Annotated in this window: 24 protein-coding genes and 2 tRNA genes; 11 read left to right on the forward strand and 15 right to left on the reverse strand. The window is 46.4% G+C overall.

The genetic code is table 11. From position 1 onward, the window contains the following. The first annotated feature begins 143 nt into the window (after nt 1-143). Both AYK67_RS06760 and AYK67_RS06765 read left to right on the forward strand, forming a co-directional pair. Nucleotides 144-434: a YggT family protein gene (locus AYK67_RS06760; RefSeq protein WP_068084101.1), complete on the forward strand. Its 291-nt coding sequence runs from the start codon at nt 144-146 to the stop codon at nt 432-434. Nucleotides 435-455: 21 nt separating this feature from the next. Continuing rightward, on the forward strand, nt 456-779 hold the full coding sequence (locus AYK67_RS06765; protein WP_068084108.1) for a DUF167 family protein: 324 nt from the start codon (nt 456-458) through the stop codon (nt 777-779). Here AYK67_RS06765 and AYK67_RS06770 read toward each other — a convergent pair. The 4 genes from AYK67_RS06770 to AYK67_RS06785 all read right to left on the reverse strand — a co-directional run bounded on the left by AYK67_RS06770 (nt 776) and on the right by AYK67_RS06785 (nt 3,412). After that, the gene (locus AYK67_RS06770) at nt 776-967 is read right to left on the reverse strand and encodes a Trm112 family protein (protein WP_068084110.1); all 192 of its coding nucleotides are present in this window, start codon (nt 965-967) and stop codon (nt 776-778) included. The two genes, AYK67_RS06765 and AYK67_RS06770, sit on opposite strands and share 4 nt — an antisense overlap. A 52-nt stretch (nt 968-1,019) precedes the next feature. After that, nucleotides 1,020-1,703: an LON peptidase substrate-binding domain-containing protein gene (locus tag AYK67_RS06775; RefSeq protein ID WP_068084112.1), complete on the reverse strand. Its 684-nt coding sequence runs from the start codon at nt 1,701-1,703 to the stop codon at nt 1,020-1,022. A gap of 38 nt (nt 1,704-1,741) precedes the next feature. Further along, nucleotides 1,742-2,722 (reverse strand): thioredoxin, encoded by a 981-nt coding sequence (gene trxA / locus AYK67_RS06780; RefSeq protein WP_082735681.1) that lies wholly within the window; start codon nt 2,720-2,722, stop codon nt 1,742-1,744. Between the two features lie 165 nt (nt 2,723-2,887). Next, entirely contained in the window at nt 2,888-3,412 is a 525-nt protein-coding gene (locus tag AYK67_RS06785; protein ID WP_068084115.1) for a prolyl-tRNA synthetase associated domain-containing protein, read from the reverse strand. Nucleotides 3,413-3,770: 358 nt separating this feature from the next. On the opposite strand from AYK67_RS06785, the gene AYK67_RS06790 reads away from it, so the two are divergent. From AYK67_RS06790 to AYK67_RS06805, 4 genes are all read left to right on the forward strand, one after another. Next, nucleotides 3,771-3,845: transfer RNA gene (locus AYK67_RS06790), tRNA-Gly, on the forward strand. 40 nt (nt 3,846-3,885) lie between these two features. Next, nucleotides 3,886-3,960, forward strand: a tRNA-Gly gene (locus tag AYK67_RS06795). A 36-nt stretch (nt 3,961-3,996) separates the two neighbouring features. Further along, nucleotides 3,997-4,422 (forward strand): YchJ family protein, encoded by a 426-nt coding sequence (locus AYK67_RS06800; RefSeq protein WP_068084119.1) that lies wholly within the window; start codon nt 3,997-3,999, stop codon nt 4,420-4,422. A gap of 70 nt (nt 4,423-4,492) precedes the next feature. Continuing rightward, a complete protein-coding gene (locus AYK67_RS06805; protein ID WP_082735683.1) occupies nt 4,493-6,868 on the forward strand; it encodes a heavy metal translocating P-type ATPase in 2,376 nt (791 codons plus the stop codon). Between the two features lie 41 nt (nt 6,869-6,909). On the opposite strand, the gene AYK67_RS06810 is transcribed toward AYK67_RS06805, so the two are convergent. Further along, nucleotides 6,910-7,218 (reverse strand): TM2 domain-containing protein, encoded by a 309-nt coding sequence (locus tag AYK67_RS06810; protein ID WP_068084122.1) that lies wholly within the window; start codon nt 7,216-7,218, stop codon nt 6,910-6,912. A gap of 208 nt (nt 7,219-7,426) precedes the next feature. On the opposite strand from AYK67_RS06810, the gene AYK67_RS06815 reads away from it, so the two are divergent. Further along, entirely contained in the window at nt 7,427-7,894 is a 468-nt protein-coding gene (locus AYK67_RS06815) for an SAM-dependent methyltransferase (protein WP_068084126.1), read from the forward strand. A gap of 77 nt (nt 7,895-7,971) precedes the next feature. Here AYK67_RS06815 and AYK67_RS06820 read toward each other — a convergent pair whose 3' ends face one another. The 4 genes from AYK67_RS06820 to AYK67_RS06835 form a co-directional block, all read right to left on the reverse strand. Continuing rightward, nucleotides 7,972-8,415 carry a hypothetical protein gene (locus AYK67_RS06820; protein WP_068084129.1) on the reverse strand — a complete coding sequence of 148 codons (444 nt, stop codon included), beginning with the start codon at nt 8,413-8,415 and terminating at the stop codon, nt 7,972-7,974. Between the two features lie 131 nt (nt 8,416-8,546). Next, nucleotides 8,547-9,995, reverse strand: a complete 1,449-nt coding sequence (gene nagE / locus AYK67_RS06825; protein WP_082735684.1) for an N-acetylglucosamine-specific PTS transporter subunit IIBC — start codon at nt 9,993-9,995, stop codon at nt 8,547-8,549. Nucleotides 9,996-10,049: 54 nt separating this feature from the next. Further along, nucleotides 10,050-12,605 carry a phosphoenolpyruvate--protein phosphotransferase gene (gene ptsP, locus AYK67_RS06830; protein WP_068084130.1) on the reverse strand — a complete coding sequence of 852 codons (2,556 nt, stop codon included), beginning with the start codon at nt 12,603-12,605 and terminating at the stop codon, nt 10,050-10,052. Beyond that, complete coding sequence (locus AYK67_RS06835) at nt 12,605-13,498, reverse strand: N-acetylmuramic acid 6-phosphate etherase (RefSeq protein WP_068084132.1); 894 nt, start codon at nt 13,496-13,498, stop codon at nt 12,605-12,607. The genes ptsP and AYK67_RS06835 overlap by 1 nt, the downstream gene beginning before the upstream one ends. A gap of 294 nt (nt 13,499-13,792) precedes the next feature. Here AYK67_RS06835 and AYK67_RS06840 point away from each other — a divergent pair, with 294 nt between their 5' ends. After that, nucleotides 13,793-14,554 (forward strand): GntR family transcriptional regulator, encoded by a 762-nt coding sequence (locus tag AYK67_RS06840; RefSeq protein WP_082735685.1) that lies wholly within the window; start codon nt 13,793-13,795, stop codon nt 14,552-14,554. Here the strand turns inward: AYK67_RS06840 and AYK67_RS06845 are convergent. The 6 genes from AYK67_RS06845 to AYK67_RS06870 all read right to left on the reverse strand — a co-directional run bounded on the left by AYK67_RS06845 (nt 14,551) and on the right by AYK67_RS06870 (nt 21,710). Continuing rightward, nucleotides 14,551-15,624 carry a glycosyltransferase family 4 protein gene (locus tag AYK67_RS06845; RefSeq protein ID WP_068084133.1) on the reverse strand — a complete coding sequence of 358 codons (1,074 nt, stop codon included), beginning with the start codon at nt 15,622-15,624 and terminating at the stop codon, nt 14,551-14,553. The two genes, AYK67_RS06840 and AYK67_RS06845, sit on opposite strands and share 4 nt — an antisense overlap. A gap of 42 nt (nt 15,625-15,666) precedes the next feature. Then, nucleotides 15,667-16,935, reverse strand: a complete 1,269-nt coding sequence (gene rlmN, locus AYK67_RS06850) for a dual-specificity RNA methyltransferase RlmN (RefSeq protein ID WP_068084134.1) — start codon at nt 16,933-16,935, stop codon at nt 15,667-15,669. 230 nt (nt 16,936-17,165) lie between these two features. Further along, complete coding sequence (locus AYK67_RS06855; protein WP_208976233.1) at nt 17,166-17,672, reverse strand: invasion associated locus B family protein; 507 nt, start codon at nt 17,670-17,672, stop codon at nt 17,166-17,168. A gap of 457 nt (nt 17,673-18,129) precedes the next feature. Continuing rightward, nucleotides 18,130-18,684 carry an RNA methyltransferase gene (locus tag AYK67_RS06860; protein WP_068084137.1) on the reverse strand — a complete coding sequence of 185 codons (555 nt, stop codon included), beginning with the start codon at nt 18,682-18,684 and terminating at the stop codon, nt 18,130-18,132. Nucleotides 18,685-18,770: 86 nt separating this feature from the next. After that, the gene (xth, locus tag AYK67_RS06865) at nt 18,771-19,562 is read right to left on the reverse strand and encodes an exodeoxyribonuclease III (RefSeq protein WP_274533522.1); all 792 of its coding nucleotides are present in this window, start codon (nt 19,560-19,562) and stop codon (nt 18,771-18,773) included. 156 nt (nt 19,563-19,718) lie between these two features. Further along, the gene (locus tag AYK67_RS06870; RefSeq protein ID WP_068084139.1) at nt 19,719-21,710 is read right to left on the reverse strand and encodes a protein meaA; all 1,992 of its coding nucleotides are present in this window, start codon (nt 21,708-21,710) and stop codon (nt 19,719-19,721) included. A gap of 248 nt (nt 21,711-21,958) precedes the next feature. Here AYK67_RS06870 and ccrA point away from each other — a divergent pair, with 248 nt between their 5' ends. The 3 genes from ccrA to AYK67_RS06885 all read left to right on the forward strand — a co-directional run bounded on the left by ccrA (nt 21,959) and on the right by AYK67_RS06885 (nt 25,726). Then, complete coding sequence (gene ccrA / locus AYK67_RS06875; RefSeq protein WP_068085261.1) at nt 21,959-23,263, forward strand: crotonyl-CoA carboxylase/reductase; 1,305 nt, start codon at nt 21,959-21,961, stop codon at nt 23,261-23,263. Nucleotides 23,264-23,739: 476 nt separating this feature from the next. Then, the gene (locus tag AYK67_RS06880; RefSeq protein WP_244266889.1) at nt 23,740-24,771 is read left to right on the forward strand and encodes an ABC transporter substrate-binding protein; all 1,032 of its coding nucleotides are present in this window, start codon (nt 23,740-23,742) and stop codon (nt 24,769-24,771) included. Nucleotides 24,772-24,868: 97 nt separating this feature from the next. Further along, nucleotides 24,869-25,726, forward strand: coding sequence for an ABC transporter permease (locus AYK67_RS06885; RefSeq protein ID WP_068085264.1), 858 nt, complete (start codon nt 24,869-24,871; stop codon nt 25,724-25,726). Nucleotides 25,727-25,736 lie beyond the last annotated feature (10 nt).

The raw sequence follows: 25,736 nt of genomic DNA on the forward strand, positions 1-25,736 counted from the left end.
ATCATAAACCAACAAATGTTAGGGTAAAACACTTGAAGATGACAGCTGCCACGGTTACATGAAAATAGCCTAGCGTGCGGCACTCACCAGATCTGCACCACTTTAAATGGCACATTGCCTCATTCTAGGAGATAAGATTAAAAATGCGCTCAGTACTCGATATAATCATGATAATTCTAAACCTATATTATTGGGTTGTTATTGCAAATGTCATCTTTTCTTGGCTCTACGCATTCAATGTAATCAATTCACGCAACCAGTTTGTTGCTAGCATTGGTCAAGCGCTTTACGCACTAACAGAGCCATTTTTAAAGCCTATTCGCCGCGTGGTGCCGAGCATAGGTGGCCTTGATCTATCTCCACTTATCTTGCTTCTTGGTGTTATATTTATTCAAAGCGTGATTAGCAGATACCTCTATCAAATTGTTTGGTAAGATTTGTGAATTAACGCATCCATGACATCAATTGAGCGGCCATGGCAGGTAACGTCCTCAGGCTTAAAACTCACGGTCCGCCTGACACCAAAAGCATCGAAAGATCAGATCGAGTCCATCGGCTTTCAAGCCGATGGAAAAGCTTTTATTCAAGCAAGAGTACGAGCTCTACCGGAAAAGAATGCGGCCAACAAAGCCCTCGTCATTGTGCTTGCTAAAAAATTGGGCCTCAGCAAATCGGCAATCGAAATAACTTCAGGCGCAACGTCGTGCCTAAAAACAATCTCCATCACGTGCAATACGCACACAGCCCGGGATGTACTGCAACAACTCGAAGCACTTTAGTCTTCCAGTTTTCGCGCCTCTTCTTCCAGCATAATCGGAATTCCCCTGCGAATTGGGTAAGCCAGTTTCGCAGCTCTAGAGATTAGCTCTTTCTTTTCAGTATCATATTCAAGCGTTGTTTTACTCACAGGGCAAACAAGAAGTTCTAAGAGCTTTCTGTCCAGCTCACCATTTGTTTCATCAACCATTGTTTTATCCCGGTATTTAATATTCGGTTATAAAAGCCAAAGTGAATCAAGCTTACTGTAAGGTTGTACCACCAGCCTCTTGCGCCAATTCAACTTCGGTAAGAGCAATAAGCGTTTCAGCGCGAATACTCAAAGTTTCAGCTTCCAATAGCGCTTGCTTTTCTTTTGATCCATAAGGGCTCATTATGGATAGCGCATTAACAAGTGTTTCAACTGAAGCATCTTTAACTCCGCTCCAGTCTACTTCCAGCTCATTCAACAATACATACTTCTTCAGTGTTTCAATAAGCGTACTGCGATCAACTTCGCCCTCGCCAACACCGGGTGTCAGATCGTCTTTAAAACGGCTCACATCAATGGCAGCCCGACGAAAAGAAGACCGCTCTTCCAGCTCTCCTTTAATATCAAACCGACAAATGCCACTCAACGTAATCAGGTAACGCCCGTCACCACTTTCCTGTAAAGCTGTAATCCGCCCAAGACCTCCCACTTTACAAAGCGGGGGCCGCTTATTTGCTTCCCCCTCTTGAACAGTAAAATCAGGCTGGACAATACCAATAACCCTGTCAGTGCGCAGTGCCGTATCAATCATTGCCACATAACGAGGTTCAAAGATATTCAACGGCATGTGCGAGCGCGGTAAAAGTAGTGCCTGCTTCAAGGGAAACAGGGGGACAACTTTTGGCACGTCATCAATGTTCAGGTATTGCGCATTCCCAACAGTGTTATTGGTCAAGTTTATTTCTCCAATACTGCCTTACAGGTCAGTTATTCCTATGCAAATAATAGGGCAGATAGCTTACGCCGCCCATAGACAGAAGCAGAATCTTTAAAGCCCCACGCCTCAAAGAACTGTAACAACTGCTTTTTACAAGCTTCTTCGTTCCATTCTCTATCCACGCGCAAGCTTTCAATAAGCTGGTCCACAGCCTCTTGTTTTTTGCCTTTGGCATTCAAACCCACTGCGAGCTCGAACCGCGCTTGATGGTCTGCAGGATTTGCTTCAATACGAGCGATTAATGCACCAAGATCACCAAGATCTTCAGCCAGCTGGGCCAACTCAAGTGCAGCGACTGCTGCCACATAAGCTTGCTCGCTTTTCGCCTTTTCTTCCACGGCTTCTAACAGCTGTGCCGCACCGTCCAAATTACCTGTTGCGATATAACATTGGGCAAGGCCAGATAAAGCCACAACATGACCAGCTTCTTGTCCCAATACATTCGCATAGAGCTGTGCAGCTTGGCTGTATTGTCCGGCCTCACGGGCTTGCTCGGCAGCTTCCAGGTATTGCTCAGTATCGGAAGGTCCAACAGCAATGCCATGCTTTTCAATCAAAGCCTTAATCTGGCTTTCCGGTTGCGCCCCCATGAAGCCGTCCACGGGCTGCCCGTTTTTGAAAACCACCACGGCTGGTATGGATTGAACGCCCATTTGCCCAGCAATTTCAGGGTAGTCCTCAATATTCATTTTCACCAGTTTAACGGCCCCGCGAGCCTCTTGTACAACCTTTTCAATCACAGGGCCCAGCTGCTTACAAGGTTGGCACCAAGGTGCCCAAAAATCTACTAAAACTGGTTGTTGGCTTGAAGCTTCAATAACATCGCTCATGAAGCTTTGCGTTGTCGTGTCCTTGATTAACTCGCTTGCCGCCGGTTGACTTGCATTGGACGTTGTTGGTGCTGCTGTTGCTGTTGAATAGCCTGCACCCATACCACCAGCGAGGCGTCCACCTACTGAGAATCCAGATCCGCTCATCCGTTCATGACCTCTTGTTTACGGCACCAGTCGGTACCTAATGCCTATAAATCCATAAGTGACCACAGGGCCGCAGGACTTTAATTACAACTTACCTTGCTCTCAAGGCAAAACACTATGATAATCCGATAGATATAATTCAGCGATACCATCAATCAAGATAGCCTAGTCCACTTGATTATCAATTGCTTGCTGTGATACCGCCAGCACTTGAAGCTGATGTCCACACAAGCCGATGAATTTTAGAAGATCTTCTCTTGATATGCTTGTTGTTGCTGTGTTCTCCAGAGGATGGAAATTCAGCACGTCATATTTCATTAACTCACTATCAAGAATAACATTCACTTTGCTATCAATACGATCATTTATAAGCGCAAATGGTGTCACCGAACCTGGCATTACACCCAACACCTCTTGCAATTGCTCAGCACGTCCAAAGGATACTCTGCCATTTGCTCCCATGTGTCGCCAAATTTGCTTTAAATCGATAACAGCATCATGCAGCGCGACCAATAAATATAAATTACTTTTCTTGTCTTTAAGAAAGAGATTTTTGGCATGTCCACCAGCCACACGTGCATAAACATCACCTGCATCACTCACAGTATGCATGGGATGGTGATCAAGTGTTTGCGTTTTTATATTATTCTCGTCAAAAAAACGCATCAAATCTTCTCTGGAAACTGCCACGCGCACCTCTTGAACTAATTTTTCATTCTATAATTTACATTCTGCCATATGAACCAATGATTAGGTCTTAGCCGCGATGCTATGATCAATCAACTATGCCTCTAAAGCACTCGAAGTTCTGATATTTTGGCTTTACACCAACTATGTCACTGTTAATATCCTGCTTTCTTCATATTTTCTCAAAACAAGTGTTTTTGGCTGAATTCTGCCATTTCAACAAGAGTTATCAAGATATAAATCCACAGTTTGAACATTTCTTTCTTAGAAAATGAAATTTTCATATTGCAATCAGCCCAAGCTTTTGCCATATAACGCCCACCTCACCGGCGGGGCACACAAGCCAAGCCGAAAACATCAAGCGGGCGTAGCTCAGGGGTAGAGCATAACCTTGCCAAGGTTAGGGTCGTGAGTTCGAATCTCATCGCCCGCTCCATTCTCTTAAGAATGGTTGATGTAATAAATGTTTTGGTAATGCGGGCGTAGCTCAGGGGTAGAGCATAACCTTGCCAAGGTTAGGGTCGTGAGTTCGAATCTCATCGCCCGCTCCAAAACACTCTATTATCCTTAAAATGAATAGAACGCTAATGGCATTAGAAGCTAGTTCACCTTGCCCATGTGGCACAAAGCGTCCGTATAGCCATTGCTGCGCCCCGCTTCATGCCAGTGAAAAACAAGCCGAAACAGCCGAACAGCTTATGCGGGCTCGTTATTGCGCTTATACCCAACACAACATCGATTTTATCATTGAGACCACATGGCCCGCCCAACGAAAAAAGCTGGATCACACTGAGCTATTGGTCTGGGCACAATCCACCAACTGGCTTTCCCTAGAAGTTATTGAATGCACAGGAGGCACAGCAGAAGCAACACAGGGCACCGTGTTGTTCAATGCAAAATATCTCCAAAACGGCCGATTAGAAACGCATCGCGAACTAAGCCTTTTCAAACGCAAAAGTGGCCAATGGTACTTTGTAAAACCACTTCCTGAAAAACCCACCCCCAAAAAATAATATTTTGGGCTTGAAGCTATAGCCACTAGAGGGATTAAGAACAATGCAGTCCATTTAAAAGGTCTGCATTATGACAGCGGAAAGCAAAAAGACATCCTGCGGCTGTAGCGCGCATTTGGCAAAGCCAGATATAAACCCGAATAGCTCTAACGATACGCCGCAGCACCAATCACAAAGAGATGACTGTTGCTCCTCCCAGCATAACCACCACGCACACACACCAACCAAAACTGGCTGTGGCTGTGGTTCCGCAAACAGCGAAGAACCATCCCTCGCCAAAGATTTTAAGCAAGACCGCAGTTTTCGTGTTGAGGGCTTATGTTGTGCCGAAGAAGTGGCCATTCTAAAGCGTGTACTCGGCCCATTGTTAGGCTCAACCAATTACCTCGCCTTCGACTTGTTAAACACAAAGATGCTGCTATCAACCGAAGCGCGCCACATCAGTAATGAAGCCATTATCACCGCCGTTAATGCTACTGGTATGAAAGCAACCATATTCAACAAGCAAGATGCCCAAGCAGCACAGCGCAAACAACACCAGCAACTACTTTATTGGACAACAGCCAGTGGTGTGAGCTGGCTTTTGGCAATCATTACTTGGCTTAGCCTTCATTTCGGCACTGGCGGGTTTTCTAATGGCTTAACAACAACGCTGACCGCTTGCCTCGATATCCTTTATCTGGTCACCATCATCAGTGGTGGGCGCTTTGTAGCTCCTAAAGCGCTATATGCAGCAAAAACACTCCGGCCAGATATGAACCTGCTCATGGCTATTGCCGTGTTTGGTGCTCTCTATATCGGCGAATGGTTTGAAGGTGCGACAGTTGCGTTTTTATTCTCGCTTTCCTTATATCTGGAGAGCTGGAGTGTAGGCCGGGCCCGCAAAGCTGTTGAGGCCCTTCTCAATATTGCCCCCTCAACGGCTCGCAAGCGTCTACCAAATGGCACTGAGCAAGAAGTACCCGTTGAGCAAATAGAACCGGATGATACCTTCATAGTACGTGCAGGTGATAAAGTGCCGCTTGATGGCATCGTTGAAGAGGGCCTAACCACAATCAATCAGGCGCCAATAACCGGAGAAAGTTTGCCTATTGCTAAAGATATTGGCGACGAGGTCTTTGCAGGTACTTTAAATTGCGATGGTACCATCTCGGTTCGCTGCACCAAACCGGCAGGCAACACATTACTGGCAAGAATTACCCAGCTGGTAAATGAGGCCCAAAGTCGCCGCGCTGCCTCTGAGCAGTGGGTGGAAGAATTTGCCAGAATTTACACCCCCGCTGTTATGATATTGGCTCTACTCGTTTTCCTTATCCCGCCTCTTGCCTTTCAGGCCAGCTGGAACGATTGGTTTTACCGTGCCTTGGTTTTACTGGTTATCTCTTGCCCCTGCGCTCTTGTCATATCAACGCCTGTAAGCATTGTAGCCGGCCTTGCAACCGCCGCCAGAAATGGTGTCCTGATCAAAGGAGGCGTTTTTCTGGAATTGCCCGCTAAGCTCAACGCCCTTGCCTTTGATAAAACCGGCACCATCACGAGCGGCAAGCCAGCAGTTACGAACATATCCAGCTTCTCAAGCTTAAGTGAAAATGAACTTTTAGCACTCGCTGCAGCATTAGAAAGTCACAGCTCCCACCCTTTGGCCAATGCTATTATTGAGGCGACCCAGCAAAAAAACATTAGTTTCAAGTCCGCCAGCAATACGCAAACCTTTGCAGGCTTGGGATTAAGGGCAGAACTAGGCGATACACCATACTGGCTAGGGTCACCACGCTTTGCAACGGAGCAGGGTTTTATGACCCCGCAGCTCACAACGCAGATACAAAATATTGAAGCAATTGGCCAAACAGCAGTTATTCTTGGTAACGAAACACAGGTTCTTGGCTTTATTGCACTGGCAGATCAACTGCGACCTGGCACCAAAGAGCTTATCAAAGAACTCCACAATGCTGGCATTTCCAAACTCGTCATGCTCACAGGTGATAATGAAAGCACCGCGAGGCAAATTGCGCAGCAAGTCGGCATTGATCAAGTCAAAGCCAATTTACTGCCGGAAGATAAATTGCAAGCTGTTACCAAGCTCGCTCAGGACAATCAATATGTCGCAATGGTTGGCGACGGTATTAACGATGCCCCAGCCATGGCTCAAGCGACTGTCAGTGTCGCCATGGGAGCAATTGGTTCTGACGTAGCTATCGAAACGGCTGATATCGCATTAATGAATGATGATTTAAGTAAACTTCCATGGCTCATAAACCATTCAAAACGCACTATACAAATCATTAAGCAAAACATCACAATTGCTTTCATTATTAAGGCAACACTGGTGGTGCTCACCGCAATGGGCCTTTCCAGCTTGTGGGCAGCAATTTTGGGTGATGTCGGAGCAACCCTGCTTGTAGTAGCCAACGCTATGAGACTATTGAAGAATACAAAGGCGCAATAAGGTTTTGGGCTGCACTTCTGGTAGGTGCAGCCATAAGCACACTACACAAGAAACACTGTTTGTTGTGCAGTAGTTATATTTTTGCGCCGTGTGGCCCCCATAATCAAAAACAAATCAATGAGCCACCAAAAACCTAATCCGCCACAAGTAATAAGCTTTAAAATCCCCGAGCCAATCTGGCCAAGGTAAAAGCGGTCAACGCCAAACATTCCCAAAAAGAAACTCAACCCCAACGCTAGAAGCGGGCTTCGCTCTTGGTCAATGAAGAGCCGGTCAAATGTTTCCTGCTGCTGTGCTTGCAGCCGGTCACGCATACTTTCAATAATATTCAAATAGGTTATCCGGTTCATAAAAAACCTCCAGTAACGGTATAATCACCTATTATTTCAAATAAAGTTCCTGTCATTAAAGGTAGTCACTAATTGTTAGATGGTTTTTTTCTCACAATCTTCAAGTAAAAAGACCTTTTTTTGCTCTTTAGGGTGAGACCGTCTGCCACATTGTAGTGTTTATAAAGTAAGAGCAACCTAATCCTCTAGGAAAAAACTGGAGATTAACATGACAAATACAATTAATATGAAAGTAATAGGTTGTTTAACTGCAAATAATAATGGATTTGCAATCAAAATTAATGATGAATATAAAGAAGCTTTACTCGGATTAAATAAGTATAGCCATTTACATGTTGTATGGGTTGCGAATGAGGCGGATAATAAATACCTCATTTGTAAAAAACCCTATACTAAATCAACAGAGGACTATGGAGTTTTTGCTAGCAGGTCCCCACTACGGCCAAACCCCATATGCATCTCTATCGCGCAAATTATCGATGTCGATATGGCTGAGGGGCGTATCACCGTACCTTATATCGATTGCTTTGATGGCACAAAGATCATTGATATTAAGCCCTACAACCCTTCATCAGATCTCGTTGAAGAGGCAAGGGTTCCAGAACAACTCTCACATTGGCCAAAATCCTACGAAGCCTCAGGTGAGTTTGATTGGTCTAACGAGTTCACCTACTAACGCTCAAAGATAAGTAAATAGAAAAGAGGATTTAGGCAACGCCAAGCCTAAATCCTCTCCCCCAAAATAAGCAATGATTATGAAACATCTTTTCGACCGTGCCAGCAGCCCGATAAGCGTCCCGCAAAAAGCCAATACACAAAGCCCGCAATGAAACCAGCCGACATTGCCACGCTTGTCCCAGGGCGAGGAAAAGCTGCTTGCTGAGCAAACTCCGCGCCCCCTAATGACCATACAATCAACGCAACACCGCCGCCGTAAAGCAAGTGTACCAAAATGCTCTGCCAGCGAAAAACTTCGGCAAAAACAATCATGAGTAGCGCTGGAAAAAAGCTAATCGCCCCGACAAGAGTTGCAGACAACAATCCACCGACAAAAGTCAGGCCATAAGCATATTCTGCATTGCCAGCCCCGCTCACCCAAACAGCACCGTAGCTAAAATAAAGACCTGCGGTAAGCAGTGCGAGCAAGTAACCCAGTATCACTCTTAGGCTCTGCATCAACAACTTCATTCCATCCATAAAAAACTCCAAGCTGTTGCTTCCAATTTCTGCTTATCTACTCTCTATAGCTGGGGTGTGCATACTGTAAATACAAATAAAAATCCCCCCGCAACCAACGCTGCGAGGGGATAGTTTTAAAACGCTAACAGTTATCCGCGAGCAACAACAGACTTCACTTCACCTGCAAGCTGATCAGCTATTGGACCAACAATCACTTGCACGGCACCAGCAGCTGGCTTGATAACACCATGTGCACCAAGTGCTTTCAATGCAGGCTCATTGATGTTTTTGTCATCAACAACAGTGAGACGCAGACGTGTTGCACAAGCATCAACAGTAGAGATGTTTGCAGAACCACCCAGTGCGCTCACATAACCTTCTGCACGGCTACCTGCAGCTGCTGCAGGAGCTGCTGCGGCAACACCACTTGCTGTAGGAGCGGTAGAAATGGATTCAGCAGCTGTTTCACGGCCCATTGTCTTCAGATCAAATGCTTTGATAAAGAAGATGAACAGGAAGTAGTAGATGACGAAGAATACAGCACCTACTGGCAGCAGCATAATTGGGTTCGTTGCCAGTTTGTAGTTCAATACATAGTCAAACAGACCTGCAGAGAAGCCGAAGCCGAGCTTCACGTTCAGCATATCCATAACAACCAGCGCAACACCGGTCAAAATAGCATGCAGCGCATAAAGTGCTGGCGCAAGGAACATGAACGCAAATTCAATTGGCTCAGTAATACCGGTCAAGAATGATGTCAAAGCCATAGAGAACAACACACCACCAACTGCGGCGCGGTTTTCTGGTTTTGCCATTTGGTACATAGCCAAACATGCGGCAGGAAGACCGAACATCATTACTGGGAAGAAACCAGCCATGTAAGCACCGGCAGTTGGGTCACCAGCAAAGAAGCGGCTCAGATCACCAGTAGAAACGACACCAGCTGCATCTGTGTAACTGCCCATCAAGAACCAGATAATGTTATTCACGATGTGGTGCAGACCAGTGACGATCAACAGACGGTTCAGTGTACCGTAGAGGAACAGACCAAACTCACCCATATGGGTGATACCTTCAGTCAAGCCAGTCAAACCGGCATCAAAGATTGGCCAGCCGTAACCAAATAACACAGCCACAATCAACGCAGCAAAACCAGTAATAATTGGCACAAAACGGCGACCGCCAAAGAAGGCCAAGAAGTCTGGTAATTTAATGTCTGCAAAGCGGTTGTAAAGCCAACCAGCTGTCAGGCCCATAACGATACCAACCGGGATCGCAATACGGCCAGGCATTTTCGCAGCCAAGTCCGGCTCAAGCCCTGCCAATACAACGGCACCTTTTTGCGCCACAAAGAAGCCAACCAGGCCAGCAAGGCCAGCAGCGCCGTGGTTTTCACGAGCAAAACCAACAGCAATACCTACAGCAAACAAAAGGCCGAGGTTTTCAAAAATGGCAGCGCCTGCTGCTGCCACGAATGGCAAATCAAGCAAGTCGCCCTGACCAATACGCAGCAGAATAGCTGCAACAGGCAGCACTGCGATTGGCAACATCAAAGTACGTCCAAGTGTTTGAACGCCTGAGAAAGCACTATTAGACATTTATAGTTCCTCCCGGTGGGTGAAAACAATAACTGGAATCTGCGATATGCGCCGTCAGTTTCCTTTAAAAACTTCTGTTTCAAAAACAAGGCGGCGCACTGCCTCTGATGACTCAGCCCTTAATGCAGCTTGTGCTAAGGCCCGACACTCTGCCAGGCTGAGTTTGCGAATGAGCGCCTTAATATCAGCGATCACCGCAGGTGTTGCTGAAAGCTCAGTAACACCTAAACCGATAAGAATAGGAACAGCTGCCAAATCAGAAGCAGCACCACCGCATACCGCCACGGTACGGTTCAAAGGTTTTGCTCCAATAGCAGCTTGTTCAATTAAACGAAGAACCCCAGGGTGCAGTGCATCTGTTTGCGCTGCCAAAGCAGGGTTACAGCGGTCCATGGCAAGGCCATATTGGGTCAAATCATTTGTACCAACAGAGAAGAAAGCAGCTTCTTGTGCTAGTGTTTCTGCAGTAAGCGCCGCAGCCGGCACCTCAACCATCACACCAACTTCAATTGGCACTTCACGCCCAAGCGCTTTACTTTCCTCGCCAATCATTTCTTTAACGCGCCGCAACTCGGCAACACTCGTGACCATAGGTACCATTATTTTGCAGCACCCATAGGGTTTGACACGTAAAATGGCACGTAACTGGGTACGAAATAGATCTTCTTGCTGGAAGGTTGCCCGCACTCCACGAATACCAAGCGCCGGATTTTCTTCAGCAGCAATTGGAAAATAGCTAAGCGGTTTATCACCGCCAGCATCCAGCGTACGAATGATAAGTGGACGCCCCTCTAGGGCATCAGCAATAGCTTGATACTGCGCAAGCTGCTCATCCTCGTTTGGTGCCTGTGCACGGCCAATATACAAGAACTCAGAGCGCAGCAGACCACAACCCTCAGCACCTTCACGCACAGCTACACCAGCATCTTCCACGTGACCGAGGTTTGCAAACACCTCAATTCGTTCACCATCTAAACTATAACAATCAAGGTTCGCAGATTGGCGATTTTCCTCATGTTCTTTGCGGCGCTTATCGACAGCAGCAACACAGCGTGCCAATTCCTCATCATCTGGATTGATGCGCAATTCACCCGCATTACCATCAATGATTAACTTGGCCTCATCGGCAATTCTCGAAGCCTCGCCCCCAACAGCAACAAGTGTCGGTATGCCCATTGATGCTGCCATTATTGCAACATGCGAAGTGGCACCCCCAGCAACCATAACAATACCTGCCAATCGACCAGCAGGCACCATAACCAACTCAGAAGGCAACACCTCATCAGCAACTAGAATGCCACCTTCTGGAAAGCTTTGCAGCACAGAGCGAGGATCATGGCCACTTAACAGCGCAAGCAGTTGTACTTTTATATCTCTTAGGTCTGCCGCTCGTTCTGCCAGTTTTTGTTCTTGTAAACGCGCAAAAACCTGCGCCATATTTTCAAGCGTTTCCGAGCAAGCATATTCTGCAGACTTGCCATCGTTAATGAGGTTATTTGTTCCCTCTATAATTTCCGGATCATCTAAGAGCGAAAGATGCGCAGAAAAAATTTCTGCAGACTCACTCGCGCCCTGTGCAGCCTCTTTCAGCTTGACTTGCAGGTTATGCAGCGCTGCCTCGAAACGTGCTTTCTCTTGCGCACCGCCCTGCCCACTTTCACTAAACTCATATTGCTCATGAAATAGGCGTACAGCTTGTCCCGTGGCCAAACCACGCACAGCGCCGGCCCCAGTCAAAGTTACTTTTTCAATGTTGGAAAATAGAGGTTTTTGGCTAAGTACTATTGTCTGTGGCTTGCTCTCGTTTGCTCTTTCTGCTGGTTGCGTTTGAGCAACGTCAACGACCGCATCGCCTAAACCGGCCTCAATAGCACTCACCAACTGATCAACCATTGCCTGAGCACCATTCCCCACTACACGAACACATAGCTCATCGCCATGTTTTGTGTCTAATGACATCAAAGCAACTACACTTTTAGCATTGGCAGATTTAGCACCGTTACCTATATTTATCTCCCCCGAAAAATCACGGGAAAGAGAGGAAAGTGCCGCAGCGGGTCGAGCATGGAGACCGCTTGCAATCATCAACTTGACGTAAGCCTCTGCACTTTCGGTTTCGGGAGCTACACAACCTTCCGATTCTTCGCTCAATTGGCCATCAACTGAAAATACTTCATCTCCATAACCAACTTCACGATCAAGCGCACCGATCACAACACCATGCTCATAGCTATTACTAATGATAACCATGGTTTGTAGACTCTTCGCTTTTTGAGCAACCAAGTCCATATCAAAGCTGATTAAAAGATCTCCTGTTGCTACACGTTGTCCTTCTTTAACATGTGCAACAAAACCATTACCTTGAAGAGCAACACTATCAACGCCGATATGCAGGAGGACTTCAGCACCATTTTGCGCCCGAACAGAACAGGCATGCAAAGACTTATGAATAGAAGATATCGTCCCATCACATGGTGCACGAAGCTCAGAAACAAAGGGGTCAATCGCAACACCTTCCCCAACCATACCTTGGGCAAATGCCTGATCAGGTACCACAGAAAGAGGCGTTAGCCAGCCTGCTACTGGTGCTTTGATTCCGATAGAATTCATCAATTATTTTCCTTAGAAGACAGAGCCAAGCGTAAGTTGCCGGCAGCATCTTGAAGTCGAGCTTCAGCATCGCTGACAGTAAAACCTGCCAGTCCGAGAACAGCTTTTTTTACAGAACCATATTCATCAATCGCCTGCGAAGCCCGACCGAGATCGACACCTGAAATATGCGAGACCATAGCAGCACAACGTTGATGTAATTTGACATTATCTGCTTGCACATTGACCATCAGATTGTCATGAACAGCCCCTAGTCGAACCATAAGCCCGGTTGAAAAAAGGTTGAACAGTACTTTTTGAGCCGTTCCCGCACCAAGCCGGGTCGAGCCAGCGATAACTTCAGCACCGCTCAGCGCCACAACGCTATGGTCGGCAACAACTTCTAATGGTGTGCCAAGGTTATTTGCAAAGGCTATGGTTAAGGCGCCTGCCTCGCGTGAAAAACGTAATGCCTCAATCGTAAAAGCACTTTTACCACTCGCTGACACGCCAATAACAACATCGCCCGCTTGAGGCTCAAGTTTTTGAAGGCACTTTGCCCCATACAACGCATCATCTTCAATAGAGCCATCAATGGGCTTCGAGAAATCCAGCCCACTTGGCATCACAGTAACCATTCGCTCTAACGGCCATGCAAAAGTTGCAAATAATTCAAGTGAATCTAAAACCGCGATTAAACCAGATGTGCCAGCTCCAACATAAATTAACCGTCCTTCTCCTTGAGATACCCTTAGCGCCGCAGCATCAATTGCAGGGGCCAACGCCTCAAGTGAAGACATGCAAGAAGCGACAGCCTTCATCTGACCTTCCCAAAGGGCAGATATTATATCTTTTGTCTGCCAAGTATCTAAACCTATAAAACGGTTTGATGCTTCTTCACTACCAACTGACATCATTTACTCCATGCCAACCACAATTGGACTTAGATTGGACAGCAATAAATCTACCTATGAATTACCAGTTATGCAATACCATATTTGATACCAATTGCATACAAGATGGGCATTTGTGTCTAAATTATGACCACCACTAACGTGTATCCTATTGATATTATTCGCTTAATAAATATTTTACTGGACTCTAGAGCAAAACCGCGACCAAAAGTCCTCTAAGTGCCCTTTTTAACTTGATAATTGGTTGCTTATTGGTATGCTTATAAGCAACCAATTATTTTGTGAGTATCAACCATGGCTATGTCAACAAAAACAGCAGACTGGTTAGAAGCTATCAAGCTTTCACCGACACTACCATTACCGCTTTACCTGCAGTTGGCTAAGCATTTACGAACCGCAATTACGAACGGTAAACTAAATGATGATGGTGCCTTACCTTCGGAAAGGGAATTAGCGGAAGTCCTTGATGTATCACGAGTAACTATCCGTAAGGCACTATCATCCTTAACGGCAGAAGGACTATTGAACAAACGACAAGGCTCAGGTTGGTTCATCAATCAAAGTCCACATGTCGAACAAAGATTATCGGCCCTGACGAGCTTTTCAGAGGATATGGCGGCGAGAGGGTTGCGTGCTGAAGGTATCTGGCTAGATCGATCTTTATCCACAGCCATGCCTGAAGAGGCTTTAGCATTAAATCTGCGTCCGGGTGAGGAAGTCGCACGCTTACATCGCCTCAGAGTTGCCAATGGCACACCGCTGGCAATTGAGTTTTGTGTTGTGCCAACAAAATATTTGCCAGACCCATTTGCTGTAGACGGCTCCTTATATAATCACTTTCGGAACTTGGGCCATCCGCCTCACCGTGCATTACAACGGTTGAGTGCAGTGCGGTTGATACCCGATATAGCAAGGCACCTCGAACTTCCAGAAGGGGCTCCTGCCCTATATATTGAACGCCGAACATTCCTTGAAAACGGTATGCCGCTAGAGTTTGTGACATCCCATTACCGCGGGGACGCCTACGACTTTGTCGTTGAACTTACCTTAAACTAGCCTGATATACACGTATAAACGCGATCTAACTGTTTTGAGGCCGCGTTTATGTCAAAAAGTGCTTTAACGCGTTTTTGCCCGCGAAGCGCATAACAACGTCGCAGCTCGCTATCATCCATCAACCGGCCTAAGCTTTCTGCCAGCTGCTGACTATCGCCACTGTCGAAAGAAACCGCAGCATCTCCGATAACCTCGTCAAGCCCACCTGACCTGGTGGATATCAAGGCTGAACCACCACTAAATGCCTCAATAGCAACCCGACCAAAAGATTCCATATGCGAGGCAACAATGTTGATTGAAGCCTCTTCACAAAGGCTTTTAATTTGCGCAAAAGGCAAACCGTTTATCAGCTCTAATTGTGAACTGCGCGCCGCACCCTCACTGAGACGCGTGTAGTAGTCTTCATGCCCTTTCACTTCAGGACATATAATTTTCCCGCGCCACTCAGGATAATCAGGCAGCACCTGCAACATGGCCTCGACAACTTCCAAGGTTCCTTTGTTAGGGTGCCCATTACTAACGCAGACAATTGTTTTCTCTCGTTCTGCTTTTGGAAACCAGCCACTTAGATCTAACCCATTATGAACCACATGCACGGGACATTGCAGCCCCGGCCAATCTTGTCGTAATTGCTGTTTACACGCTTCGCTAACCACAACAAAAGCGGCGAGTTTCCTCATCCGCCTCGCTACAATTTTCTGGCTCAACCAGTTTTTTGCCTTTGGTGTAAAGTTATGCCGATGCAAAACGACAGGTATATGTGAAAATACCTTAGCAAGCTTAGAAGCAGTCAATAAGTGCTGATGAACAACGATGACCTTAGGCTGAATACGGTTAAGAATTCGACTAATATTGCGCATACGGTGCATTGCACCGCTCTTTGGAAAACTTTCGAGATTGATATCGTCAAACGGCTGTTCGCACTCTTCGGCAACAACAATAGTTTGTTGTTTGTAAGCAGAGTGCAAGACAAAGTCGTGCACGCAAAGATCAATGCTTGTCGCATTTCGTGGGCTAAACTGCATTTTCCGCGGCAGCACAATTGCAATTGGCCCAGTACGCATAATCATTCCAACTCTAAAGCACGAATAGCAAAACCCGATTAAATAATACTAACTAGTGGCATTTGCGTTACCGCGCTCTAGCGCTTCCCGCTCCGCTTTACGAAGTCGCTCCGAAGCAGACTTGAGCTGACCACACGCCGCAAAAATATCGCGCCCACGCGGGGTACGAATAGGTGAAGCATAACCGGCATTATTCACGATATCGGCAAACAGCTCAATTTGCTCCCACTCTGAGCATTCATAGGGGGAGCCTGGCCAAGGGTTAAACGGTAGCAAGTTAATTTTTGCAGGAATGCCCTTCAAAAGCTTCACCAGCTTTTTAGCATCCTCAACGCTATCATTAACGCCCTTGAGCATTACGTATTCAAAAGTAATCCGTTTGGCATTCGAGAGCCCAGGATAGTTCCGGCAAGCCTCTAGCAGCGCCTCAAGATTGTATTTTTTATTAATCGGCACCAGCTCGTTACGCAAATCATCGTTCACAGCGTGTAAGGAAATCGCCAACATACAGCCAATTTCATCACCGGTACGCCCGATCTCGGGTACAACACCGGATGTCGAGAGAGTGATCCGCCGCTTGGAAAGCGATAGGCCATCCCCATCAGAAGCAATTAATAGTGCTTTTTTGACCGCCTCAAAGTTATAAAGCGGTTCACCCATCCCCATCATAACAATATTGGTCACCCGGCGACGATTGGATGTGGTATCCAAACCGCCCTCTGGTGCATCAGCATCCGGGAAGTCATTCAACCGATCTTTGGCCAACAAGAGCTGCGATAAAATCTCTTCGGAATTGAGATTTCGAACCAGCATTTGAGTACCAGTATGACAGAAACTACAAGTTAGCGTGCAGCCAACTTGCGAGCTGATGCATAATGTGCCGCGATCTTCCTCGGGAATGTATACAGTCTCGACCTCAACAGGCCTGCCAGCGCCGCGTGAAGGAAAGCGGAACAACCATTTACGCGTGCCATCTACCGAAATTTGCTCTGTTACAATTTCAGGACGTTCTATAGTAAAAGCAAATTTCAGTTTCGCACGTAGATCTTTGGAAACATTGGACATTTTATCGAAATCAGAAATACCACGCACATACAGCCAATGCCAAAGCTGGTTCACACGCATACGGGTTTGCTTTGCAGGTACGCCAACAGCCTCTAGAGCCAACGCAAGATCTTCTCGAGACAAACCAATCAGCGACGGTTTTTCTTCCGCAAATGCAGGTTTCACGGTTGGGGCAACCTGATTATTAGTTTTGTAATTGCCTTGCGCATTCGTGCTTACGTGCTGATGCGCGATATCGAGAGAAACCGCCATTCGTTATACCAGTATTTCTGAGGGAGCAGGGCAGTTCAACCGCTTTAATGCGATGAATTGCAGTGATGGGCATTATGCCTCACATAGCCAAAGCTCTATTGTTGCGCCCTATATAGCGGAAAAAATACAAAAAGAAAATGCCGCTATTGGAAACAACCAATCACGGCATTAGTAAATTGCACTTATCTTACATTTACCCTGGCAACCACCAGGATAAATAAAATCAAAGATTAACGGCAAGCAGCATTCGCAGCTTTTATTGATGCTGTTATACCGGAAAGTGAAAACCGATAGCTCGTTTGTGTGCCACGCGAGGAAACACCTTTAACGAACATTTTGCTGCCGGCTTTCATCGCAGCCACAAGGCGTTTCTCATCCGCTGCATTTTGCACCCAAGCGCCATCGCCCTTGGTGAATAAAGAAAATACCTGACCATCAACATCAACTGTAACCATTGAACCACCCTTGAATGGATAACCAACAATAAAGTTTGGTTCATTCACAACACCTTCGGCAGGTCTGTTGGAAACAAAGAAAAATACATCGCCGTGGTTACGGTCAGCTGGCAGCTTTTCTAGAGGCTGGGAGAGTGCATAACAAAGCTTCCCCCCGCTACTGCTGAAAGTGTAAGTCGCCCAGTCTTTGTTTTGTTCCCGAAGTGTCGGGGACTGCGCCAATGCAGCCACACTTGAAAGGCCGAAAGCCATGATGGCAGTTGTAAGAATACGTGCTTTCATCTTCTCCAAACCGCTTATTATTTGCGCCTAGTTGGATGCGCCCGCTTAGGACCCATACTAATTTGATCGTAGACTACCTAAAATATGGTTACGAAAGGGTTGATAAACTGTACTCTTTCGATACCCATATGCTGATTGGTTAAGTTCCACGCTGGCCTTATAAACTTGGCAACAGTGTGGCACTCACTGCCTGCAAAAGCACCCCGGTAGATAACAAGGAGATATTTTTACTCAACATAAAAACATAATATACTATATATTCCAATCAATTAGCTATTCTATCTGAAATGAAAATAACTCCATCCAAAAGTGAATTGAAGCTCAAATCAAGTAGCAACTATTGGTTGATACTCCCTGCTATTGTTGATAACAAGGTTAAATAAATAGCATTAGTAATTACACGATAGAGCGCCTATTTTAATGAGTTGGCAGCATTTCAAATCAAAATCAGCAAGACTCACTCAGGGTCTTTGAGCGTCGGGCGCACGTCTCGCCGTGAAATTGGCTTGCCGTGTACATGGGCGACCAGCGGGTCTGTTGGCCCACCAGCGGCCACAGGACGCTCTGCAAATTTACCAAGTGTTATCGTGCGGTCATACAACACAAGTGCCGCTGCAATACCCACGTTCAAGCAAAACTTGGTCGGAATTTTAACAGTAAAGTCGCAGCGCTGTTGCATCTCGGGCGACAAACTGCCCCGCTCTGGCCCTAAAATATATGCGGCCTGTAAAGGGTGGCGAAAACTTGGTAAATCCACCGCATCATCTGTCAATTCTACCCCAACCAGCTGGCACTGGCTCGGAAAGCGCATATCATCAATGCTATCCCATGCAAAATACGGAATGTGCTCCGTACTTTTCGAAGTATCCGACTTAGGTGCCGCACCAAGTTTTTTGGCCCGATCAACGGTAAAAAAGTAACTTCCACCAAACGCATGGGTGGTCCGCATCAAACTACCCAAGTTGAAGGGCTTGGAAAGCCCCTCAGAACCAACTGCAAAATATCCGCGCATAACCGCCTGTACTCATTATTAGCTTTGGCCGCTACATAGACAATTGCGCTGCAACTTGGCAAGCGTCGATTCGAACCAAATAATGCTTAGGGTGCCAATACGGCAATAACCGGCGCATGGTCCGATGGCTTTTCCCAACCGCGTGCCTCACGCAATACATAAACTTCTTTAGTCGAAGCTGCGGTTGCCGGCGTCATCCAGATGTGATCCAAACGCCGCCCTTTGTCAGCCTTAGACCAGTCTTTAGCCCGGTAACTCCACCAACTAAATTGCTTTTCACTCGCTGGCGTATGCTTACGCATGCAGTCCACAAATCCACCAGACTCGCGCACGGTTTCAAGGCGTTCACATTCAAGCGGTGTATGGCTAACAACCTTTGAAAGCTGCTTATGCGACCACACATCGTTTTCATAGGGGGCAATATTCAAATCCCCCACCACAATACTTTCCCCTTCAAACTCTGCGAACCATGCTTCCATTTCATCCAGAAATTGCAGTTTATGAGCAAACTTGTCATTTACTTCAGGATCCGGCACATCACCGCCTGCCGGAACATAGAAGTTATGTAAACGCACCGGTCGGCCCAGCCATTCAAAATCCGCTGCAATGTGACGCGTATCCCCCATTTGGCAGAACTCTTTTGAGCTGACATTCTCCAATGGTCTGCGCGCAATCATTGCAACCCCATGGTATCCCTTTTGCCCATGAAAGTAGATATGCTTGTAACCCAAACGCTGAAAAGCAGAGCTGGGAAAGCTGCCATCCGGACATTTGGTCTCTTGTAGGCACAAAATATCTGGTGCGTGATCCAGCAGCAATTTTTCGACAATCGGCATCCGCAGGCGAACACTGTTTATATTCCAGCTCACTATCTTAATAGGTAGCGCACCACCTGTGGCTGCGCTTTGCAAGACATCTTGCTGGGGATCTGTTGTTTCTAATGCTGCCAAAACATACCTGCCTGTTATCACGACGAATCAGCACAGGATACAGACTGACAGCTCAATTGAACAGATACAGAACAAAAATCCTGATTATGCAGTCTTAACTGAAATATGCTTATGCTCGATAATACCCAGCAAATCTTCTATGATATTAGAAATATCAAAATCTTTGGGCGTATAAACGGCTTCCACACCGGCGTTTTTTAAAGCCAATGCGTCTTCTTCAGGAATAATGCCGCCAACAACTACCGGTGTATCCTCTAGCCCTTGTGCCCGCAACTCACGTAGTGTCTCCTGAACCAGTGCCACATGCGAACCAGACAATATAGAAAGCCCAACAATATGTGGCTTCTCCTGTTTCACGGATGCCACAATATCGGCTGGTGATAACCGTATGCCATCATAAACGACTTGCATACCTCCATCACGCGCCCGCACGGCAATTTGCTCTGCACCATTTGAATGGCCATCCAGCCCCGGCTTTCCCACCAATACTTTAGGCAGACAGCCCATCTTACGGCTTAGGGCTGAAACTGCATTGCGAAGCGGCTCTAAATTCTCCACATCATTTCGTGCAGCCTGCCCCACACCCGTCGGAGCACGGTACTCGCCATGCACAGCGCGCAAAGTTGCCCCCCATTCTCCTGTAGTGACACCGGCTTTGGCACAATCAATAGATGCGGGCATCACATTACGCCCTTCGCGGGCCGCTTCCCGCAGCTTTGCAAGAGCCTGTTGCACACGATCATCATCACGCGATCGCCTCCAGGCCTCCAAACTCTCTAGCGCCTGCAACTCCACATTGTCATCCACGCTCAAAAACGAAGCATCACCTTCACGCACCAAGGGAGAGGCTTCGCTTTCAGCCCATCGGTTCACACCCACAACCACTTGCTCGCCCGCTTCGATTTTAGCGACGCGCTGCGCATTGGACTCCACAAGCTGTTGCTTCATATAACCACTTTCAACGCATTGAATGGTGCCGCCCATTTCTTCAATGTGGCGCATTTCGCTCAATGCTGCTTCTTTAAGCGCGGCCACTTTGCTTTCAATGACATGACTTCCTTCAAAAATATCATCAAAGTCCAACAAATCGGTTTCATAGGCCAGCACCTGCTGCATTCGTAACGACCACTGCTGGTCGATAGGCCGTGGTAGCCCCAGCGCTTCATTCCATGCAGGTAATTGCACTGCCCGTGCGCGGGCATTTTTGGAAAGCGTTACCGCCAACATTTCTATTAATATTCTAGCTACATTATTTTCGGGCTGCTGCTCGGTCAGTCCCAACGAGTTCACCTGAACCCCATAGCGAAAACGTCGGTATTTTTCGTTTTCAATACCGTAGCGTTCCCGGCAAATCTCATCCCAAAGCTCGGTAAATGCCCGCATTTTACTCATTTCGGTAATGAATTTCATGCCAGCATTAACAAAAAACGATATGCGCCCAACAACCTTGGGAAAATCATCTTCGGCAATCACCCCACTTTGCCGAACCCTATCAAGAACCGACGTTGCAGTAGCCAGTGCAAAAGCCAGCTCCTGCACCGGCTCGGCTCCCGCCTCTTGCAAGTGATAGGAACACACATTGGTAGGGTTCCATTTCGGCATATTCTCATAGGTCCAGGTAATCACATCACAGGTCAGCCCTAAAGAGGGTGTTGGCGGAAAAACATAGGTACCACGTGATAAATATTCTTTGATTAAATCATTCTGCGTTGTTCCGGAAAGCAGCTTGCGATCTGCTCCTTGCTCATCTGCCACAGCAATATACAGCGCCAAAAGCCACGGAGCTGTGGCATTAATGGTCATCGAAGTATTCATTTTTTCAAGAGGAATCCCGTCGAACAAACGCTGCATATCACCCAAGTGAGCAATAGGAACCCCAACCTTACCCACCTCACCCTTCGATAATACGTGGTCCGGGTCATAACCGGTCTGAGTTGGCAGGTCGAAAGCAATTGAAAGTCCCGTTTGGCCCTTAGCTAAATTGCTCCGAAAAAGCTGGTTGCTTTCCTGCGCCGATGAGTGGCCGGCATATGTACGAAACAACCAAGGCCGATCGCGTTTTATTTGCTGTTTCATATTAACCCCTTCATTCTCATCGACTATCAATTACCTAAGTTTGACGGTTTGCACCCTTGTTTGCAATGCAATAAATTAAGGGAGCATTTAAGCAAGTTGAGCAATAGTTGCATATCCAAATACAAAATTTCTTTGCAATAATTACGCAAATTTCGAATAAGCAGCTTTTACATATTGCGGTGCAAAAACTGCTCCTGCGAGCTATTACCGTAAAGCCTGTTAGCTGCGTGCAAGCTAAGGAGAGAGCAATGAGTTCACTTACCCCCCCCCTTGAAGGTCAGCATGACGACGCGGCACCAAGGAAAGACTTATACGAAGTGGGTGAAATACCGCCACTTGGTCATGTTCCAAAAAACATGTGGGCATGGGCAATCCGCCGCGAGCGCCATGGCGAACCCGAAAAAGCGATGGTGAAAGAGGTTGTCCCCACATGGGAGTTAGACAGCCATGAAGTTCTCGTTCTCGTTATGGCCGCTGGTGTAAATTATAACGGCGTATGGGCCGGACTTGGTGAACCCATTTCCGTTTTCGATGTTCACGATGTTCCCTACCACATCGCCGGCTCCGATGCTTCGGGTATTGTGTGGGCTGTAGGCTCTAAGGTGAAGCGCTGGAAAGTTGGCGATGAAGTGATTGTTCACTGCAATCAGGATGATGGCGACGACGAAGAGTGTAACGGCGGCGACCCGATGTTTTCCAGCTCGCAACGCATTTGGGGCTATGAAACTCCTGATGGCTCTTTTGCACAATACGCTCGCGTTCAATCGCAACAATTAATGCCGCGCCCGCAACATCTGACATGGGAAGAATCGGCCTGCTACACACTTACTCTAGCCACGGCTTACCGCATGCTTTTCGGTCACGCACCACATGACCTCAAGCCCGGCCAAAACGTACTCATTTGGGGCGCATCTGGTGGGCTTGGCGTGTTCGGTGTTCAATTGGCAGCAGCAGCCGGTGCAAATCCAATTGGTATCATCTCAGACGAGGATAAGCGTGATTATGTCATGTCTCTTGGTGCCAAAGCAGTCATAAATAGGAGGGATTTTGATTGCTGGGGTCCTTTGCCCAAAGTGAATTCTCCTGAATACTCGCGCTGGCTTAAAGAGGCGCGCCGCTTTGGAAAAGCAATTTGGAACATCACTGGCAAAGGCATTGATGTTGATATGGTGTTTGAGCACCCTGGCGAAGCAACCTTCCCGGTCTCCACGCTGGTTGTGAAACGCGGTGGTATGGTTGTGTTTTGTGCCGGCACCACAGGATACAATATCACCTTTGATGCCAGATACGTCTGGATGCGGCAAAAACGCATTCAAGGATCCCACTTTGCGCACCTGAAGCAAGCTGGTGAAGCGAACAGATGTGTTATCGATCGGCGTATTGATCCTTGCATGAGCGAGGTGTTTCCATGGGAGCAAATACCAGTTGCCCACACAAAAATGCTACAAAATAAGCATGCACCCGGAAACATGTCTGTACTAGTAAATAGTCCCCATGCAGGAATAAGAACTTTCGAGGACACAATTGAAGCTTCAAAAGCACTTTTCAAGTAATCCTCGATACGAATAAAAGTAAGATATTTCAATTTATTAAAGGTCATCCTTCATGGTTCGGATTTTGGATTTTAATCAAGAACCATGAAGGGATTCAGATCTTTTCTCCTAAGCTTAAATATTAGGTATATTTAAGCTACAAATAAATATATAAATAAATTATGTATAAGCAATATAATAGATAATAATTTTACATATATATAAAGTATATACATACTACCTAAGCCAACATATTCATAATTATTATTTAATATGATATTATTATGTTGCTCAATATTTTCTATACAAAACCTACAAGATTTCATAGAAATACACTAAGATATATCTAGTTTCCTTGACAGATGGTTTCAAAAGCTTATTGTCTGCCTGCGAATTCTATTGGGAATGCATCACCCACTTACGCGCTAGTTGCTGGGCACCGGCTCAGCCTCTCAAGAAATCTAAATTTCTGAGTTATTATAAACCGGAGAATACAATTGCTAAGCTTTAAAAAATCATTGGTTACAATGGCCACACTTTTTGTGTTGGGCAGTACTTCTGCTATGGCCGAAGATCGTAAATGTGAACTGGATCGCAAAGTCGTCTTCGCTGGCTTGGATTGGGATTCAAATGCATTCCACACATCGGTTGCGAGTTATATCATGCAACACGGATATAATTGCGAAACAGATATGATTCCTGGCTCCACAATACCGCTGCTCAACGGTATGAGCCGTGGTGATATTGACATCACTATGGAAATTTGGCCGGACAATGTAACCGAAGCACTTGCAAAAGCTACTGCTGAAAAAAAGATCGTTGATTTAGGCATTAACTTTCCGGATGCTGTACAGGCTTGGTTCGTACCTAAGTATCTTGTAGAGGGCGAAGATGCCCCTGCAAAAGGCCTCAAAAGTGTTGCTGACCTCCCAAAATACAAAGAGGTTTTCAAAGATCCGGAAGAGCCATCCAAAGGTCGCTTCTATAACTGTATTGCCGGCTGGGGCTGTGAGGTGATCAACACCAAGAAGCTGAACGCATATGGCCTGCTAGATGATTACGTAAACTTTAGACCAGGGACAGGCGCTGCACTTGCAGCAGCAATTGAATCAAACATCAAACGCAAAAAACCAATCCTGTTCTATTATTGGGGCCCAACATGGGTGATGGGTAAAATCGGTAAAGATCTCGTTGCTTTAGAAGAGCCGAAATTTGATAAAACGATTTGGGATGCACTCAATCAAGAGACCGATCCAACGAATGTCAAACAGGCAGTTGCCTATCCACTATCTCATGCATATGTCTATGCAAATACCGAATTTGCTGGCAAAGCACCGCAATTGGTTGAATTCTTGAAGAAATATGAAACTTCAAATGCCATCACCTCTGAAGCTCTTGCTTATATGCAAGACACAGGCGGTACTGTGGACGATGCAGCAATCGACTTTTTGAAAAATAATCGCGACCTGTGGACCACATGGGTGCCAGCCGATGTTGCAGAACGCGTAACAGCAGCTCTAGAGCAGTAAATTCTCTAAAAGTGCGCCGGCTCTTGGGCCTGGCGCACTCAGCACCAAAATTTACCAAAAAAAATAACAAATCTCAGAGGCGATGATGTTAATTGATATTTTTCCGAATATCGGAAAGGCCATAAGATCTTCAACAAACCAGTTTGTTGACTATTTGATTATGAATTTTGCTGATGGCTTTGAAGCATTTTCAAACTTTATACTTTTTTTCCTAGTGAAATTAGAAAAGCTCTTACGCTCGTCAGATCCCCTAATTATACTTTTGATCATAGGCCTGCTGGCGTTTTGGGCAAGTCGTAAGCTGCTGCTGAGTGCAGGCATGGTTTTAGCCATGTGGTTTATAGGCACGCTTGGGCTATGGGAACAAGCTATGCAAACAATTGCCATCATGCTTGTTTCTGTCGTTATAGCCACATTGATTGGCATTCCGCTAGGAATTGCTGCAGCACGTTCCAACCGCTTTCAATCAACTTTAAATCCTATACTGGATTTAATGCAAACAATTCCCGCATTCGTATATCTTATTCCAGCAGCGATGTTGTTTGGCCTTGGTAAAATCCCGGCCATTCTAGCAACCGTTATTTACGCAACACCGCCATTAACACGCCTAACTGACCTTGGTATACGTCAAGTTGATTATGAAGTTGTCGAAGCAGGCCGCGCATTCGGTGCAACCAAGTGGCAAATTCTCAAAGGAATACAAATTCCCCTCGCTTTGCCAGCTATTATGCAAGGCATAAACCAAACAATGATGATGGCATTAGCCATGGTGGTCATTGCCTCAATGATTGGCGCAAGAGGCGTTGGCGAAACTGTTCTTCTTGGCTTGCAACGCAACGATAGCGGTCAAGGGCTTATTGGCGGTCTGGCTATAGTTCTGCTTGCCATCGTTTTCGACCGTATTACCCAGTCAGCAGGCAATCGCATGCAATCCCACAAAAACCAAAGCAATTAGTGAAACGCCA

This window comes from Polycladidibacter stylochi (assembly GCF_001562055.1).
In the GTDB taxonomy this organism is placed as follows: Bacteria; Pseudomonadota; Alphaproteobacteria; order Rhizobiales; family Stappiaceae; genus Pseudovibrio; species Pseudovibrio stylochi.